Source organism: Aeromonas sp. MdU4, from assembly GCF_041929505.1.
Taxonomy (GTDB): Bacteria; Pseudomonadota; Gammaproteobacteria; order Enterobacterales; family Aeromonadaceae; genus Aeromonas.
Genome location: NZ_JBHFMW010000024.1, coordinates 292,954 through 306,620 on the forward strand (window position 1 = coordinate 292,954; position 13,667 = coordinate 306,620).

A 13,667-nucleotide genomic window follows, 5' to 3' on the forward strand; every position below is an offset into this window, starting at 1 on the left:
ACGGTGTTTTTCACCCTGGTTGCTGTCTCTCTACCCTCACTGTCACAGTTCTGAGCCGGATAGAGAGGCATCAATCCGGACTGACCCTCTTTGGCTAGTTTATTTAATCGCCACCAACTGGCGTTTTTCAATGACAATGCCGAGATGGTCAACATAGATATGATTTCATTACGTTGACGCTGATTCTTTCGCCATAAGGGTGGAGCCAGGATGGTTCAACCACACTCTGTTTGGCCTGATGATGTAGAACCAGCAACAGATCATATCCTGGGGGAGCGTGGCTCCCCTTCTTGTTGCCTGCCATTTGGCAACCACCTACCCCAACCGCACCTACAGACTATCAGCCCCCCGGTTTAGGTATTCGGCACTGTTCCCCACCAAGTAATGCCCATTCACCACAGTGCAAACCGTCAGCAGCCCCTTGCTAACACCTTCCCACCCACGCCATTCCGGCAGATATAAAAAAGCCCCCACCATCATGGAGGGGGCTCGCATCACGCAGTTTCAGCTCGAGACTGTTATGTCTCAGCTCAAGGCGGTTATGCCTTGTTCCAACGCTGTGGGTCATATTCCGGGCTGAAGCGGTCAACAATGACAGCACAGGCTGCATCACCGGTGATATTGAGGGAGGTGCGGATCATGTCGAACAGACGATCCAGGGCAAACAGCAGCGGCAACCCTTCGATGGGGATACCGGCCGCCAGCAACACGGCAACCACCAGGAAGCTTGGGCCCGGCACACCGGCCTGACCGATCGCCCCCAGAGTGGAGGTCAAGATGATGGCAGCCCAGGCTCCGACACTCAGATCGATGTTATAAACCTGAGCGAAGAAGATAGCGACCAGACCGTAATAGATAGCGTTGCCGCTCATATTGATGGTCGCCCCCAGCGGCAACACAAATGACGCGGTTGCATTGGTTACCTTCAGGTCATGCTCGCAGGTCTCCATATTGACCGGCAAGGTCGCCATGGACGAGGCGGTAGAGAAGGCAACAATCTGCGGCTTCTTCATGGCAGAGAGATACTTCATCACCGGCGTATTGGAAAAGATCGCCACCAGCAGCGGATAGACGACAAAACCGAAGATCACTATCGCGGCCACATAGACCACAAACAGTTTGAGCACCAGGGTCAGCACGTCGAAACCATAGGTACCGATGGCATCAGCCATCAGGCCAAATACCCCGAGCGGCGCGATGATCATCACCTTGTTGATCATCCAGACGAAGGCATCTACCAGAGTATTGAGACCATCGATCAGCGGCTTGGCACGCTCGCGCGGCTGCTTGGCCAACGCAATGCCAAGGAACATGCAGAACACCAGGATCTGCAGGATATTGGCCTCGTTGAGAGACTGGAACACGTTGGTGGGGATCATACCGAGCAGGGTCGCAACCGCATCTGGCAACGCCCCTTTATCAGCATAGTCACCGCCAAACATGGACGAGACCGAAGCGAAATCGACCCCGACACCCGGCTTGAAGATCTGCCCCATAACCAGCGCCAGCAGCACGGCCAGGGCTGAGGTAATAAGGAAGAAAGCCAGAGTAGCCGCGCCAATCTTGCCTGCCGCCGGACTGGCGCCCAGATTGGCGGCGCCGGAGAGGATGGCAACCGCCACCAACGGGATCACCAGCATTTTGATCAACTGGATAAACAGGGTACCGAGCGGTGCAAACACGGTGGCTTGTTCACCCATGAACGCGCCGACCACTGCGCCCAATACCATGGCCACCACAACCTGGAAGCCAATGTTTTTAATGAGTCCTTTAGTTAACACTATATGTTCCTTTATGTAGCAAAATTCACACTTTCCCAGTGCAATTAACCAAACAGGGGAATGCACATCTGCGCATTCCCCTGTTTGGCGGTGTTATCTCACATTTAATGGCGGTTTTAAATCCACAAATAATTAACCTTAACTATTAATAAAATTGCCAAAAAGAGCAGATTCAATGCAGCCTCAGCGATTTTTACCCCCTCCCTCATGACAACTGGCAAAAGATTGTGCTAGCTTGGCTGCACAAACGTATTCACAAGGATGTAAAGATGCTGAAAGTTAACGAGTATTTCGACGGAAATGTAAAATCGATCGGTTTCGAACAAAAAGGCGAAAAATCTACCGTTGGCGTAATGAACATCGGGGAGTATCTGTTCAACACCGCTGCCCCCGAGCGGATGACGGTGATCAAAGGCGCACTGACTATCCAACTGGCCGATGAAGATGAGTGGCACACCTACAGCCAGGGTGAATCATTCCTGGTGGCAGGGCACTCCTCCTTCAAGCTGGAAGTGAAAACACCCACCGCCTATCTGTGCGAATTTCTCGACTGAGCAAGCTGGTTGAAGGGGCTGTCCCCTTCAACCCTTTCCACCTGCCTTGTGCCACGATAACGGTGTCCAAGTCACAGCACGGCACATCCCCGCTTTTCATCTACGGCAAAAATCCTAGAATAAACAGACATAAACCATCACCGGATTGATGTCATGATCAGTGTGTTTGACCTGTTTTCCATCGGAATTGGCCCCTCCTCTTCTCATACCGTCGGCCCCATGCGCGCCTCCTATGCCTTTGTCCAGCAGCTGAAATTGCAAGGTCATCTACCGCACATTACGCGGGTCGAAGTGGAGTGCTACGGCTCGCTGGGGCAGACCGGAAAAGGCCACGGCACCGGCAAGGCGATCATTCTGGGATTGGCCGGTTTTGAACCCGAATCGGTCGATATTGATGCCATTCCGGCTCTGCTGGCCAAGGTAGACAAGGAGCAGAGCCTGTTGCTGGCGGGTGAACAGCCGAGCCACTTCCCCCGCAGCGGCGCCATCATCTTCAACCGCCGCAAGACCCTGCCCGCCCATACTAATGGCATGACCCTGCGCGCCTTTGCTGCCGACGACACCCTGCTGTTTTGCCAGACCTACTACTCCATCGGCGGCGGTTTCATCATTGAGGAGAGCCACTTCGCCAGTGCCAAGGAGGAGTCAGCCAGAACGGATGCCGAGCACCCCGTTCCCTACCCTTTCGACAGCGGCGCCCAATTGCTGGCCCATTGTCAGGAGAGCGGCCTCTCCATCTCGGGGCTGATCCTCGCCAACGAGCGGGTCTTTCGCAGCGACGAGCAGATAAAAAGCAGCCTTCGCAAGATCTGGCAGGCAATGCAGGGCTGCGTCGAGCGGGGTTGCAAGAGTGAAGGGGTGCTGCCGGGCGGCCTCAAAGTGCAGCGCCGTGCCCCGGGGCTGTTTCGCCAGCTCAGCGGCGAGAGCAACTTCAACAAAGATCCGCTGATGGTGATGGAGTGGGTCGATCTGTTTGCGCTGGCGGTCAACGAAGAGAACGCCGCCGGTGGCCGGGTAGTCACCGCCCCCACCAATGGCGCGGCTGGCATCATTCCTGCCGTGCTGCACTACTACGATCGCTTCGTCCACAAGGTGGATGATGAGACCCTGGTACGTTACTTCCTCACCGCCGCCGCCATCGGCATCTTATATAAGAAGAACGCCTCCCTCTCCGGTGCCGAAGTGGGCTGTCAGGGGGAAGTGGGTGTCGCCTGCTCCATGGCGGCCGGGGCGCTGACTGAACTGCTGGGAGGCAGCCCGGCCATGGTGGAGAATGCCGCCGAGATCGGCATGGAACACAATCTGGGGCTTACCTGCGATCCTATCGGCGGGCTGGTACAGGTGCCCTGCATCGAGCGCAACGCCATGGGGGCAGTCAAGGCGATCAATGCCGCCCGCCTCGCCCTGCGTGGCACCGGCGAGCACAAGGTGTCGCTGGACAAGGTGATCAAAACCATGTGGGAAACCGGCAACGACATGAAGACCAAATACAAGGAGACGGCCCGTGGCGGCCTCGCCGTTAACATTACCGAATGTTAAAAAAGGTGAATTGACTCCATTTGGTTCCGAAATGCCCGGCATCGCCGGGTATTTTTATAGGTAATCGCTTAACAAAATGGATAAGCGCAAAAATAAATTTTATACTCGCCGCTCAGATTCAACAAAAATAGATCTATTTCAACTTTTTTTAGGTCTTGAGCCGTTACACTACGGTTATCTGGTTCTGTGACCTGCGCTACCAAGCGCGTTCCAAGGATCGCTCAAATTTCTGTGAGTGGGCATGCCGCCCCCTTCTACCCTGAGGTAATAGTGACATGATCAGCGTTTTTGATATCTTCAAAATCGGTGTAGGCCCCTCTTCTTCCCACACTGTTGGCCCGATGAAAGCGGCCAAGCAGTTTGTTGACGAACTGCGTGCAGGCGGCAAGATCCGCGATATCACCCGTATCAATGTCGATGTTTACGGCTCCCTCTCCTGGACCGGTAAAGGCCACCACACCGACACCGCCATCATCATGGGCCTGGCTGGCAACCTGCCGGAAAACGTCGATATCGACGCGATCCCCGAGTTTATCTCCCGTGTTGAACAGACCGAGCGCCTGCCGATCGGCCTGCACTGCCACACCGTCAGCTTCCCGCGCGATGCCATGGTATTCCATGATGAAGCCCTGCCGCTGCACGAAAATGGCATGAAGCTGAGCGCCCTGATCGAAGATGAAGTGGTCTACAGCAAGACCTACTACTCCATCGGTGGCGGTTTCATCGTTGACGAAGAGAACTTCGGCAAAGCCGATAGCGGCGACATGTCCGTACGCTATCCGTTCAAGAGCGCAGCTGAACTGGTTGCCCACTGCAGCCAGACCGGCCTCTCCATCTCCGCCCTGATGCTGGAGAACGAGAAGTGCTTCAACACCCCGGAAGAGATCTACAAGAAATTCGGCAAGATCTGGAACACCATGCGTGAAGGTATCGAGCGCGGCTGCCGCACCGAAGGCGTCCTCTCCGGTCCGCTGCGCGTACCCCGTCGTGCTGCACCGCTCTACCGCCAGCTCAACACCAACGAGAACCTCTCCAACGACCCGATGAACATCGTTGACTGGGTCAACATGTTCGCTCTGGCCGTGAGTGAAGAGAACGCAGCCGGTGGCCGCGTAGTCACAGCCCCGACCAACGGCGCTGCTGGCATCATCCCGGCCGTACTGGCCTACTACGACAAGTTCATCCAGCCGGTTGGCCGTGACGAGTACACCCGCTTCTATCTGGCTGCCGGTGCCGTCGGCATCCTCTACAAGATGAACGCCTCCATCTCCGGCGCCGAAGTGGGCTGCCAGGGTGAAGTCGGTGTCTCCTGCTCCATGGCCGCTGCCGGTCTGACCGAGCTGATGGGCGGTAGCCCGGAGCACGTCTGCGAAGCCGCCGAAATCGGCATGGAGCACAACCTGGGTCTGACCTGTGATCCGGTTGCCGGTCAGGTACAGGTGCCTTGCATCGAGCGTAACGCCATCGCCGCCATGAAGGCTGTCAACGCTTCCCGCATGGCCCTGCGTCGTACCTCCAAACCGCGTGTCTCTCTGGACAAGGTGATCGAGACCATGTACATCACCGGCAAGGACATGGACTCCAAGTACCGTGAAACCTCCCGTGGTGGTCTGGCTATCAAGGTCATGCAGGTCGCTTGCGAATAAGGGCTTCAACCCTCAATGCAAAAAGGCGGGGAATCCCGCCTTTTTATTGCCTGCCATTTTATTGCCTGCGATTGCAACCTAACGCCCCATTTTGATCCCCTTCACAGCGCAATCCGCACCTTTTTTCCTGCCAACAACCTGCGACTGATTACTCACGCGCCACAACATGCCTGATGCACGCTCATCAAATATCCCCTACCGTTATCCTGCACATGAGTACCTGGATGATTGCCCTAACCCATCATGTCTGCAGTGACTCGATATGCCACTGGCAAGCTAGCGCAAGTCACGCCTCATCAGCGGCTTGATGCCTGGTAATCGGGAGTGCAAACAGGGTGTTACGTCATCAGCCAATACCAGCGGCGCGAGTGAGCCTGTGATGTCCCCGATTTTCCATCACTCATCCGCGGCAAACATATCGCACCAGAGCAGAGCGCTGAAAATAATCGACGATGGCGTGCAGGGCACTGGAAATTGGTCAGCGCAAAACCTTGTCACACGCTATTTTTGTGAGCATCAGCAAAGGTTGATGATATGGTACTCAGAATGGATTGACTTTGTATTTAAACGGCGAGAAATGAATATAGCGAAGGCGATGGTTTAATTTGGCCAAATCTTGTCACTGGATTATCGCAGGGGATGCCAACAGCGGTGAAGCCACCGCTTAGCGGCATAAAATTAACCCCGTTGAGTAATCAACACAACGGGGCCGGATATTCAGGATGGTTTTTTCAGGCTGGCCTTGTGTTGTTCCAGCAAATTCTCGGGAGGGGGCGGCACCTGCAGGTAGAAACCCTGGCTGGCCAGTGCAGCCATCACCTTGCCGACATCGGCCAACCCCAAGGGCTTGGCTGGGTCCAGCTTGGTCATCAGCACCAGTTCGGGACGCCCGAATGCGGCCAGTAATGGAGCAGGTACGCGGGAAAAATCCTCTCTTCTTTCAACAAAAAGGTAGGTCTCGGCTTTTTTGCGACTTTTATAGACTGCACACAACATGGAAATTGATATAATCCGACGAGTTTATTGCCTCTGATGGGGGCAAACTATAACATCAGGAATTGAATAACAATAACGGATTAGCATCTCTGCCTCGGGGAAGATTCATGGTTGAGCGCGATAACGAATTGAAAGGGACCACCTTCACTATTTCTGTGTTGCATATCAGCGATGGCGAGCCTGAGCGGATCCGTCAGTTGTTGGCCGAAAAAGTGGCCCAGGCCCCTTACTTTTTTAATTGTGCGCCGCTGGTGATCAACGTCTCACGACTTGAACATATCCCCGATTTCGAACAGCTGAAGGAGCTGGTGGAGTCCGAGGAATTTGTGCTGGTCGGCATCACGGGCGCGCGCAATGAAGAGATGAAAACGGCCGCCAAAGCGGTGGGTCTTGCTGTGATGGCTTCGGGCAAGAGTCGTACAAGCGAGCCCCTGCCAGAGCCGGAGCCCGTGGTGGCACCAGCCGCCCCCGTTACGCCCCCCGAACCAGAACCCGCTCCCCTGATCCCGAGCAAGGTACATGTGGGGCCGGTGCGTTCCGGCCAACAGATATATGCCGCTGGCACCTCACTGGTGGTGCTGGGGTCTGTCAGCCCGGGCGCCGAAGTGCTCGCCGATGACAGTATTCATATTTATGGCACCCTGCGTGGCAGAGCCATAGCCGGCGCCCGGGGCAACACCCAGGCACGGATTTATTGCCAGCAATTACAGGCCGAGCTGCTCTCCATCGCAGGCACATTCCAGCTAAGCGATGCACTGCCGGCAGGCCTGATCCAGCAACCGGTCCACATCCGGTTGGACAATGAACAACTCCGAATAGACCGTATCAAATAGAGTTACAAGGAAGCGAGAATGGCGCGAATCATAGTCGTTACATCGGGTAAAGGTGGCGTTGGCAAGACCACAACCAGTGCGGCCCTGAGCACCGGCTTAGCCCAGCGTGGCCACAAAACTGTGGTCATCGATTTTGACATCGGTCTGCGAAACCTGGATCTCATCATGGGCTGCGAGCGGCGCGTGGTGTATGACTTCGTCAACGTCATCAATGGGGAAGCAAACCTCAATCAGGCGCTGATCAAGGACAAGCGCAGCGAAAACCTCTTTATTCTGCCCGCGTCCCAGACCCGGGACAAAGATGCCCTCACCCGTGAGGGGGTCGAGAAGATCCTGGATCAGCTGGCCGAGATGAAGTTCGATTACATCGTCTGTGACTCTCCGGCGGGGATCGAAGCCGGTGCGCTGATGGCCCTCTACTTTGCCGACGAAGCGATCGTCACCACCAACCCGGAAGTCTCTTCCGTGCGTGACTCCGACCGCATCCTTGGCATCCTGGCCTCCAAGTCCCGTCGCGCCGAGCGTGGCGAAGACCCCATCAAGGAGCACCTGCTGCTGACCCGCTACTGCCCGACCCGCGTCAATCGCGGCGACATGCTGAGCGTGCAGGATGTGCAGGAGATCCTGGCCATCCCGCTGCTCGGGGTGATCCCGGAGTCCCAGGCGGTGCTGCGCGCCTCCAACTCCGGCGAACCGGTCATTCTGGACAAGGAGTCCGATGCCGGTCAGGCCTATGAAGATGCGGTCTCCCGTCTGCTCGGTGATGCCAAGGAATTTCGTTTTCTGGAAGAAGAAAAGAAGGGCTTCTTTAGCCGACTGTTCGGGAGTTAACCATGTCATTATTGGATTATTTTCGTTCCAACAAGAAACAGAACACCGCACAACTGGCCAAAGAGCGGTTGCAGATCATTGTTGCCCACGAGCGTTCATCCAGAGGGGGGCCGGATTACCTGCCCCAGCTCAAGCAGGACATCCTCGACGTGATCCGTAAATACGTCAACATCGATCCGGACAAGATCACTGTCCAGCTGGATCAGAAGAGTGATGAGCTCTCGGTACTGGAGCTCAATATCACCTTTGCCGATGACAAAAAGGGATGAGCTGACGCCCTATGCGTGACCCCTTTCCCCAATGAAGACCGGATCCGCTCGCTGGATCCGGTTTTTTATTGTCACAAAAACAGGCCACTGCGACTCGCCTCATCTCGCCAAGGGGTCAGCCGACCGCTAGAATAGCCCCTTCCCCGCAGACATGGGTCAGCGTGGACACATATTCTCTTTTCTGGAACAGACCGCTTATGTCTTTGAATGACGAAATGCACAGCGTCGAAGAACTGCTCGACACCGCCCTCGAACTCTTTATGGAGCTGGCCTCCGACAATCTGCCGGAACAGGAGATCGCCCGCTTCAATCAGGAGTTCAACGACCGCGGCCTGCTGGCTGAAACCGATCCGGCTGATGACTGGGAAGCGGATGTCGGTTTTGCGGTGAGCGATGCCGACTATGCCGAAATTTGGGTTGGTCTTGGCAACGAGCAAGAAGAGTACGAACACCTGTTTGCCCGCATGCTGCTCTCCCGCCGTGTTGACGAGAAATTCTGCCACATCGAATGGCTGCCCCAATAATTCCGGATCCCGATGATCCGAGCCAGTATGCCTGGGAGTCAGATCCCCTGCAGATGGTACCGGCGCGCCCTGCCCCCTCGCTGGGGCGCAAAGTGCTGAAGTGGGCAGGCAAGGTGCTGCTGGCCGGACTGATCTGCTCGGTCGTCTCAGTCATGCTGTTGCGTTTTATCGATCCCCCCATGTGGAGCTGGCGTATCGAGCGGGCCCTGTTTCCGCCCGCCAAAATAGCGCAAGTTCACCATGAGTGGGTCGATTTGAGCGCTATCTCCAAAGAGTTGCAGCTGGCGGTCATTGCCGCTGAGGATCAGCGCTTTGCCGACCACAACGGCTTTGACATGGATGCCATCAACGCTGCGCTCAAGCACAACCAGCACAGCGAGCGGGTGCGCGGAGCCAGCACGCTCAGCCAGCAGACCGCCAAAAACCTCTTTATGTGGAGTGATCGCAGCTTCCTGCGCAAGGGTCTGGAGGCCTGGTTTACCCTGCTGATGGAACTGGCGTGGGACAAGGCCCGCATTCTCGAGGTCTATCTCAATATCGTGGAGTTCGGCCCCGGCATCTATGGTGCCGAAGCGGCGGCCAATTACTATTTCGGCAAACCAGCCAGCCGCCTGACCCGCTATGAGGCTTCGGTACTGGCTGCGGCCCTGCCCAATCCGTGGCGCTATCGGGTCAAGCCCCCTTCGCCCTATGTGCAGAAGCGCTCGGTCTGGATCCGCCGCCAGATGGGGCAGCTGGGTCAGGTGACCCTCAATCGGGTCTATCAGGCCGATTGACGATCAGGGTTCATCGAGCTTATCCGATGGGCCCAGATGGCCACCTACCATCCCGCGGTGGAGCGGCAGATAGTGCCACCACCAGGTCTCCCGCCGTCGTTTGATCTGCTGCCGCCGAACCCGCTGTTTCATCGCGTCACTCCTGCCAGCTACCCTGCGCATTAACCATACCCGCATAATGGCCCGTTGGACAGGCCAGCCACCGGCCCGGCGCACCGATCTGGCCGCCACCACCAATAATTGCTACAGTAGCGCACCTCGATGTATCTGGAGTGATTTCATGGAACAGCGTACCCCGGATCAGCTGGTCGAATGGGCCTATGATCAGTTTCTTGAGCAGGCCGCCGATATGCTGGCCCCCGAACAAATTGTCGACATCACCCTAGAGTTTGAACAGCGTGGCGCCGTGGAGGCCACCCTGCCCAATGCCGACTGGTCGACCGAGCTGGGTGAGCCGGTCGATATGGAACGCTGGGTCGAAGTGTGGGTCGGTTTGCTGGATCATCAGGATGAGTTTGAGGTGATCTTTGCCACCTTCCTGCTGCCCCGGCTGACCACCGAAGATCAAGTCCATGTGCGCTGGCACCGCCAGCAGCAGGCATAAAAAAGGCGCCATCGGCGCCTTTGTTGTTTCTGCTCGTTACTCACCCTGGCCTGCGATGGCCTTGGCCAGACAGCGGCGGCACCAGCAGGCGCTGGCCTCCTGCATCGGCAGTACCGGCAACTGGCTACACCAGCACTGCTCGATGCTCTGACCGGCGGAGACGGCGCAATAGGCCGGTTCACCACACCCCGGACAACGGTGGGTGCTCTTGCTACCATCCAGCTCGGCCATCACCGCCAGCTGGGCCTTGCTCTCCATCGCCGACCAGTGGCCGATCTCGGTCAGGGTGCGGCCACAACCAAGGCAAAGCCCATCCTTCGCCTGGCACAGGCCAACACAGGGGCTCGGCATCTTATTCGCTATCCTGCGCCTGTTCGTCTGCTTGCACCTGGGCGGCACCGGCGTCGGTCAGGGTAATGGCGTTATCTTCGATGACAATCTTGCCCTGCTTGTAGAGACCACCGATCGCCTTCTTGAAAGTGCCCTTGCTCATGCTGAACAACTTGTAGATGAGCTCGGGTTCGCTCTTGTCACCTACCGCCAGACTACCGCCCTGCTTTTTCATCCGGCTCAGAATGCGCTCACCGGCATCATCCACCCGTGCCAGACCCGGCTTTTGCAGAGTCAGATCCAGCTTGCCATCCTCGCGCACCTGTTTAACCCAGGCGGTTTGTGGCCGACCGGTCATCACCCGGCCAAACACTTCGTTCTTGAACAGCATGCCGGGATACTGACCGTTGACGATCACCTTGATGCCAAGGGGTGAATGTTCGCCCGGCAGCGCGGTCACTTCGTCACCGACCTTGAAGTTGCTGCCGGCCGGGGTCAAGAAACGCTCGATGCGGCTGGTACCGACCATGCGCCCTTCGTTATCCAGTTGCAGACGCACCAGATAGACATGGCCCACCTGCATCGGCTTGTTCTGCTCGCGGCTGGGCACAAACAAGTCCTTTTTCATGCCCCAGTCGAGGAAGGCACCAATCTTGTTGGCATTGACCACCTTCAGACCGGCAAATTCGTCCACCATGGCAAACGGCTTGTCGGTAGTGATCACCGGCTCGCAATCGGCATCCAGATAGAGGAAGACCTGCACGCTATCCCCCTCTTTCACCCCTTCCGGAAGTTGACGCTTGGGCAGCAGCAGTTCACCGTACTCATCGGCCGCAAGCCAGGCGCCACGGTCTTCGAGTTCAACAACGGTGAGGGTGTTCATCTTGCCAATCTGTATCATGGTGCTCTCTTTTTTCATTACCCGGGTGGGCCAACTGATCATGGCCCCTATGGGCGCGCATGTTACCTCAAGAGCGGTGATCTGGCCTAGCCCCCAAGCCACTACAGGCCGCCCTTTCGCCGCTATCTTACCCCCCAGTGGTGATTAAATCGCCAAACAGCTGGCCGTTTACTGCAAATAACCCCACTTTTCGGTAGACTCCGCGGCTGTTCAAATCCAGAGGAGCTGTCGATGAACCCATCCACTCGTACCCGCCATCTTAATCAATGGATCCAGAACCACAGCGATCAGGACATGACCTATCCGGCCCTGCACGGCTTTCTCTGTGCCCGCCTGGTGGGACCAGAACGTCCTGACTGGCAACACCCGCTGGCTGGTTTGCTGGAGCAGGATACCGAGCTGGATGAGAAGAGCGCAGAGGCCCTGCGCCACCTGATCGCCGAACTGGAAGCCCAGGCCGACGACGCCCAGCTGGCCCTGCCGAGCCAATGCCGCCTGCCCAGCGACAACCCGGAGCAGGTGTTCGAGCAGAGCCACCCGCTCGGCCAGTGGTGCTACGGCTTCAGCCAGGGCTTCGCCACCTGGCCCAAGCCGAAGGATTTGAACGACCCGACCACCCAGTACCGCTTCAGTCTGGCCGCCGAGCTGAGCCTGTTTCGCGACAAACCCATGGCCCAGATGCTCTATAGCGCCGCCGCCAGCGAGCTCCCCTTTGTCGAGTTCTGCAAACGCCAGCGCCAGAACATGAAAACCGCCCTCAACCAGCTGCTCAACCTCGACCAGTATCAGGCCGCCCCCAGCGCCGATGTGGCGATGAATAGCGAGCAAGCCCAGCAGTGGCAGCGCTGGTTCGAGCTGGCCGACAACTGCCGCGCTCATCAAGCCCGCCTCGGCTGGTTTGACAAGATCATCGCCGATGCCACCCCGCTGTTTGACGATGCCTTCTGGCAGCAAATAGCAGGCCATGGCTGGAGTGCACCTGAACTGCGTCCCCTGCTGGCCGCTCGCGCCGGTCGCGCCGACTGCCTGCTGCGCCTTGGCAAACTGGGTGAGGCCAAAGCGGAGTATCTGGATCTACTGACACTCTGTGTGGCCGATGAACCGGGTTGCCGCTACAACCTCTCCACCCTCTATACCCTGCAAGGGGATTGGCAGGCGTTGGCCGCCCTGCTGGTGCGCTTCGATGAAGCCTCCAGCTGGTTGCTCTACAACAAGGCGCTGATGGTGTTTGCCACCGAGGGTGCCGAGGCGGCCAAGCCCCATCTATTGCTAGCCATCGGGGCCAACCCCCACATTCCGGCCTGTCTGCTGGGTCAGCGCAAGCTGCCCAAACAGGAGCCGCAGAGCTGGCAAGCGGGCAGCCGTGACGAGGCGGCGCTCTACGCCCTGCACACCCGCGAGGCCTGGCTCAAGCAGAACGCCCTTATCTGGTTGCGTAAAGGCTAAACAGTGATGGATTAAAATCCCGTCGGTCAGACCCGGTTTTTCCATAAGGGCGTGCGCCACCGCACATTTCATCACAACCGGGTCAGACAAATCGGTTTGCGTTTCGTATCATCAATGTCAAAGTATCAAAAGAAACTGCATCTGATGCAGCCGTCACAGCAGGGTGTAATATGTCAAAAATCATAGCGTTACTCGCTCACTACCCGCCCTATCAGTTGGTACATGCTGCCGAGATGCTGCGGGATACCTTCGAGCAGTTTTATGAACAGCGTTACCAGCTGACCGTGCCACAATGGCGCCTGATGATGGTGCTCGGCCCCAACTACCCCATCAGCCAGAAAGAACTGGTCGAGGCGAGCGGCATGGACAAGGTGCGTATCTCCCGCGAGATCCGCCGTCTGGTCGAAAAAGGGATCATCTTCACCGAGAGCAGCGAACAGGACAAACGCATCAGCCTGGTCTCGCTGACCAATACCGGCCTCGCTCTCTTCCTGCAGCTCAAGAGCGAAGCGGGCAGCTGGCAGCATACCCTGACCGACTATCTGCCAACCGAATCCCGCGAGGCAATCCGCCAGCATCTGCATAGCGTCAGCTCGGCCATCGAACAGTTGCAATCGCTGGATCAGGAGCAGTAACC

At 57.1% G+C, this 13,667-nt stretch carries 16 protein-coding genes; 11 read left to right on the forward strand and 5 right to left on the reverse strand.

The features are described 5' to 3' along the window. Positions 1-539: 539 nt before the first annotated feature. Positions 540-1,781: a dicarboxylate/amino acid:cation symporter gene (locus ACE1BR_RS14850; protein WP_374871536.1), complete on the reverse strand. Its 1,242-nt coding sequence runs from the start codon at positions 1,779-1,781 to the stop codon at positions 540-542. Between the two features lie 269 nt (positions 1,782-2,050). Between ACE1BR_RS14850 and ACE1BR_RS14855 the strand changes: the two genes are divergently transcribed. From ACE1BR_RS14855 to ACE1BR_RS14865, 3 genes are all read left to right on the forward strand, one after another. Continuing rightward, a complete protein-coding gene (locus tag ACE1BR_RS14855; RefSeq protein WP_374871538.1) occupies positions 2,051-2,335 on the forward strand; it encodes a pyrimidine/purine nucleoside phosphorylase in 285 nt (94 codons plus the stop codon). A 153-nt stretch (positions 2,336-2,488) separates the two neighbouring features. Continuing rightward, positions 2,489-3,874 (forward strand): L-serine ammonia-lyase, encoded by a 1,386-nt coding sequence (locus ACE1BR_RS14860; RefSeq protein WP_374871540.1) that lies wholly within the window; start codon positions 2,489-2,491, stop codon positions 3,872-3,874. A 275-nt stretch (positions 3,875-4,149) separates the two neighbouring features. Then, on the forward strand, positions 4,150-5,520 hold the full coding sequence (locus ACE1BR_RS14865) for an L-serine ammonia-lyase (RefSeq protein ID WP_374871542.1): 1,371 nt from the start codon (positions 4,150-4,152) through the stop codon (positions 5,518-5,520). A gap of 717 nt (positions 5,521-6,237) precedes the next feature. On the opposite strand, the gene ACE1BR_RS14870 is transcribed toward ACE1BR_RS14865, so the two are convergent. Continuing rightward, a complete protein-coding gene (locus tag ACE1BR_RS14870; RefSeq protein WP_374871544.1) occupies positions 6,238-6,516 on the reverse strand; it encodes a YcgL domain-containing protein in 279 nt (92 codons plus the stop codon). Positions 6,517-6,623: 107 nt separating this feature from the next. On the opposite strand from ACE1BR_RS14870, the gene minC reads away from it, so the two are divergent. From minC to mtgA, 5 genes are all read left to right on the forward strand, one after another. Further along, a complete protein-coding gene (gene minC, locus ACE1BR_RS14875; RefSeq protein ID WP_374871546.1) occupies positions 6,624-7,349 on the forward strand; it encodes a septum site-determining protein MinC in 726 nt (241 codons plus the stop codon). An 18-nt stretch (positions 7,350-7,367) separates the two neighbouring features. After that, a complete protein-coding gene (gene minD, locus ACE1BR_RS14880; RefSeq protein WP_005336847.1) occupies positions 7,368-8,180 on the forward strand; it encodes a septum site-determining protein MinD in 813 nt (270 codons plus the stop codon). Positions 8,181-8,182: 2 nt separating this feature from the next. Continuing rightward, complete coding sequence (minE, locus tag ACE1BR_RS14885; RefSeq protein WP_042012553.1) at positions 8,183-8,449, forward strand: cell division topological specificity factor MinE; 267 nt, start codon at positions 8,183-8,185, stop codon at positions 8,447-8,449. A 197-nt stretch (positions 8,450-8,646) separates the two neighbouring features. Further along, positions 8,647-8,973, forward strand: coding sequence for an HI1450 family dsDNA-mimic protein (locus tag ACE1BR_RS14890; protein WP_374871548.1), 327 nt, complete (start codon positions 8,647-8,649; stop codon positions 8,971-8,973). Further along, complete coding sequence (gene mtgA / locus ACE1BR_RS14895) at positions 8,958-9,749, forward strand: monofunctional biosynthetic peptidoglycan transglycosylase (protein ID WP_374871550.1); 792 nt, start codon at positions 8,958-8,960, stop codon at positions 9,747-9,749. The genes ACE1BR_RS14890 and mtgA overlap by 16 nt, the downstream gene beginning before the upstream one ends. Before the next feature lie 3 nt (positions 9,750-9,752). Here the strand turns inward: mtgA and ACE1BR_RS14900 are convergent, their stop codons facing one another. Then, complete coding sequence (locus tag ACE1BR_RS14900) at positions 9,753-9,881, reverse strand: hypothetical protein (RefSeq protein ID WP_374871552.1); 129 nt, start codon at positions 9,879-9,881, stop codon at positions 9,753-9,755. A gap of 148 nt (positions 9,882-10,029) precedes the next feature. Here ACE1BR_RS14900 and ACE1BR_RS14905 point away from each other — a divergent pair, with 148 nt between their 5' ends. Further along, positions 10,030-10,353: an HI1450 family dsDNA-mimic protein gene (locus tag ACE1BR_RS14905; RefSeq protein ID WP_374871554.1), complete on the forward strand. Its 324-nt coding sequence runs from the start codon at positions 10,030-10,032 to the stop codon at positions 10,351-10,353. A gap of 36 nt (positions 10,354-10,389) precedes the next feature. Here ACE1BR_RS14905 and ACE1BR_RS14910 read toward each other — a convergent pair whose 3' ends face one another. Both ACE1BR_RS14910 and ACE1BR_RS14915 read right to left on the reverse strand, forming a co-directional pair. After that, on the reverse strand, positions 10,390-10,704 hold the full coding sequence (locus ACE1BR_RS14910) for a DUF1289 domain-containing protein (RefSeq protein WP_374871556.1): 315 nt from the start codon (positions 10,702-10,704) through the stop codon (positions 10,390-10,392). A 1-nt stretch (position 10,705) separates the two neighbouring features. Then, on the reverse strand, positions 10,706-11,584 hold the full coding sequence (locus ACE1BR_RS14915) for a S1 RNA-binding domain-containing protein (protein ID WP_193392564.1): 879 nt from the start codon (positions 11,582-11,584) through the stop codon (positions 10,706-10,708). A gap of 231 nt (positions 11,585-11,815) precedes the next feature. Between ACE1BR_RS14915 and ACE1BR_RS14920 the strand changes: the two genes are divergently transcribed. Next, positions 11,816-13,030 (forward strand): UPF0149 family protein, encoded by a 1,215-nt coding sequence (locus tag ACE1BR_RS14920; RefSeq protein ID WP_374871558.1) that lies wholly within the window; start codon positions 11,816-11,818, stop codon positions 13,028-13,030. 170 nt (positions 13,031-13,200) lie between these two features. Continuing rightward, complete coding sequence (locus ACE1BR_RS14925; protein ID WP_374871560.1) at positions 13,201-13,665, forward strand: MarR family winged helix-turn-helix transcriptional regulator; 465 nt, start codon at positions 13,201-13,203, stop codon at positions 13,663-13,665. Positions 13,666-13,667: the final 2 nt, after the last annotated feature.

What these genes read in the sequence shown, in the direction of transcription:
- ACE1BR_RS14855 (WP_374871538.1), top strand. Translation starts at nt 2,051, where the DNA reads ATGCTGAAAGTTAACGAGTATTTCGACGGAAATGTAAAATCGATCGGT.
- ACE1BR_RS14860 (WP_374871540.1), top strand. Translation starts at nt 2,489, where the DNA reads ATGATCAGTGTGTTTGACCTGTTTTCCATCGGAATTGGCCCCTCCTCT.
- ACE1BR_RS14865 (WP_374871542.1), top strand. Translation starts at nt 4,150, where the DNA reads ATGATCAGCGTTTTTGATATCTTCAAAATCGGTGTAGGCCCCTCTTCT.
- ACE1BR_RS14870 (WP_374871544.1), bottom strand. Translation starts at nt 6,516, where the DNA reads ATGTTGTGTGCAGTCTATAAAAGTCGCAAAAAAGCCGAGACCTACCTT.
- minC (WP_374871546.1), top strand. Translation starts at nt 6,624, where the DNA reads ATGGTTGAGCGCGATAACGAATTGAAAGGGACCACCTTCACTATTTCT.
- minD (WP_005336847.1), top strand. Translation starts at nt 7,368, where the DNA reads ATGGCGCGAATCATAGTCGTTACATCGGGTAAAGGTGGCGTTGGCAAG.
- minE (WP_042012553.1), top strand. Translation starts at nt 8,183, where the DNA reads ATGTCATTATTGGATTATTTTCGTTCCAACAAGAAACAGAACACCGCA.
- ACE1BR_RS14890 (WP_374871548.1), top strand. Translation starts at nt 8,647, where the DNA reads ATGTCTTTGAATGACGAAATGCACAGCGTCGAAGAACTGCTCGACACC.
- mtgA (WP_374871550.1), top strand. Translation starts at nt 8,958, where the DNA reads ATGGCTGCCCCAATAATTCCGGATCCCGATGATCCGAGCCAGTATGCC.
- ACE1BR_RS14900 (WP_374871552.1), bottom strand. Translation starts at nt 9,881, where the DNA reads ATGAAACAGCGGGTTCGGCGGCAGCAGATCAAACGACGGCGGGAGACC.
- ACE1BR_RS14905 (WP_374871554.1), top strand. Translation starts at nt 10,030, where the DNA reads ATGGAACAGCGTACCCCGGATCAGCTGGTCGAATGGGCCTATGATCAG.
- ACE1BR_RS14910 (WP_374871556.1), bottom strand. Translation starts at nt 10,704, where the DNA reads ATGCCGAGCCCCTGTGTTGGCCTGTGCCAGGCGAAGGATGGGCTTTGC.
- ACE1BR_RS14915 (WP_193392564.1), bottom strand. Translation starts at nt 11,584, where the DNA reads ATGATACAGATTGGCAAGATGAACACCCTCACCGTTGTTGAACTCGAA.
- ACE1BR_RS14920 (WP_374871558.1), top strand. Translation starts at nt 11,816, where the DNA reads ATGAACCCATCCACTCGTACCCGCCATCTTAATCAATGGATCCAGAAC.
- ACE1BR_RS14925 (WP_374871560.1), top strand. Translation starts at nt 13,201, where the DNA reads ATGTCAAAAATCATAGCGTTACTCGCTCACTACCCGCCCTATCAGTTG.